This window comes from Streptococcus sp. 339 (genome assembly GCF_013277285.1).
Lineage (GTDB): Bacteria > Bacillota > Bacilli > Lactobacillales > Streptococcaceae > Streptococcus > Streptococcus pseudopneumoniae.
Map to the genome: position 1 here is coordinate 1 of NZ_VMMR01000080.1, position 2,071 is coordinate 2,071.

Annotated in this window: 2 protein-coding genes; one reads left to right on the forward strand and one right to left on the reverse strand. The window is 41.3% G+C overall.

What is annotated here, in order from left to right:
- Window positions 1–329: helix-turn-helix domain-containing protein (locus HT736_RS09185; protein WP_172930971.1), on the reverse strand; the 329-nt coding region annotated here is incomplete at its 3' end.
- 402 nt (window positions 330–731) lie between these two features.
- Here HT736_RS09185 and tuf point away from each other — a divergent pair.
- The gene (gene tuf, locus HT736_RS09190) at window positions 732–1,928 is read left to right on the forward strand and encodes an elongation factor Tu (protein ID WP_001040724.1); all 1,197 of its coding nucleotides are present in this window, start codon (window positions 732–734) and stop codon (window positions 1,926–1,928) included.
- Window positions 1,929–2,071: the final 143 nt, after the last annotated feature.

Consider the following 2,071-nt stretch of genomic DNA (forward strand, 5'->3'; position numbering starts at 1 on the left):
ACCATCATTTCAGGAGAAATCTTTTGGTTATGATAGTGGAGAATCTTTTCCTTTAGTTCCTTGGTCAATCTTGATTTCTTGACCGAGCGCTTGCGATTATTTTCATAAGCCTGTTGAGCATAGTCGGCAGAATAAACCTCTTTAAAGCGTCCTTTTCCAAGACATTGTCGGACTGTCCCACGCTTGATTTCAGTATGGATAGTTTGAGGAGCTTTTCCAAGTAAAGAGGCGATTTCTCTATTTGATTTCCCTTCCTTTTTCCATCGTTCGATTAAGCGACGGCTATCGATTGTCAAATGTTTGGCTTTTGTAGTATAATGGTTTTGCATCTCTGTGCCTTTCTTGTGTTTGTGATTGAACAACAAGTATAACACAGAGGTGTTTTCTTATGCCTAGAAGAGCTTTCATTTGACAAGAGGAACCCTTGAAGCAGTTTTGTCAGCTAAACCAAGGCTAATCTTAGCCTTGGCTTGTCAGCCTAACAGCATCAAGCCTCTTATCAAATGAAATCGAGTGCTAGCTATCAGCTAGTTGAACCATCTAATTTTTAGGAGGGCTGGGTGGCTAACTTCATTATAGAACTTTCAGTTAAATTTTTACCAAGAATAATTCACAAAAACGTTGTAAAACACTTGCAATTTAGCTGAAATTTGATAAAATAGTAAGGAAAGTTAGACTGTATTGCCTACTGTCTATCTATAAAATATATTTTATTGGAGGCTTTTACTCAAATGGCAAAAGAAAAATACGATCGTAGTAAACCACACGTTAACATTGGTACTATCGGACACGTTGACCACGGTAAAACTACCCTAACTGCAGCTATCACAACTGTTTTGGCACGTCGCTTGCCTTCATCAGTTAACCAACCTAAAGACTATGCGTCTATCGATGCTGCTCCAGAAGAACGCGAACGCGGTATCACAATCAACACTGCGCACGTTGAGTACGAAACTGAAAAACGTCACTACGCTCACATCGACGCTCCAGGACACGCGGACTACGTTAAAAACATGATCACTGGTGCCGCTCAAATGGACGGTGCTATCCTTGTAGTAGCTTCAACTGACGGACCAATGCCACAAACTCGTGAGCACATCCTTCTTTCACGTCAGGTTGGTGTTAAACACCTTATCGTCTTCATGAACAAAGTTGACTTGGTAGACGACGAAGAATTGCTTGAATTGGTTGAAATGGAAATCCGTGACCTATTGTCAGAATACGACTTCCCAGGTGACGATCTTCCAGTTATCCAAGGTTCAGCTCTTAAAGCTCTTGAAGGTGACTCTAAATACGAAGACATCGTTATGGAATTGATGAACACAGTTGATGAGTACATCCCAGAACCAGAACGTGACACTGACAAACCATTGCTTCTTCCAGTCGAAGACGTATTCTCAATCACTGGACGTGGTACAGTTGCTTCAGGACGTATCGACCGTGGTATCGTTAAAGTCAACGACGAAATCGAAATCGTTGGTATCAAAGAAGAAACTCAAAAAGCAGTTGTTACTGGTGTTGAAATGTTCCGTAAACAACTTGACGAAGGTCTTGCCGGAGATAACGTAGGTGTCCTTCTTCGTGGTGTTCAACGTGATGAAATCGAACGTGGACAAGTTATCGCTAAACCAGGTTCAATCAACCCACACACTAAATTCAAAGGTGAAGTCTACATCCTTACTAAAGAAGAGGGTGGACGTCACACTCCATTCTTCAACAACTACCGTCCACAATTCTACTTCCGTACTACTGACGTTACAGGTTCAATCGAACTTCCAGCAGGTACTGAAATGGTAATGCCTGGTGATAACGTGACAATCGACGTTGAGTTGATCCACCCAATCGCCGTAGAACAAGGTACTACATTCTCTATCCGTGAGGGTGGACGTACTGTTGGTTCAGGTATGGTTACAGAAATCGAAGCTTAATTCGATTTAGTTCCCAGAAGAACAATTATTTAAGTCAGACACTAAAAGAATCTTGCTTTGCAAGGTTCTTTTTTTCAGATATTGAACTAATACTCAATGAAAATCAAAGAGCAAACTAGGAAGCTAGCTGCAGGCTGCTCAAA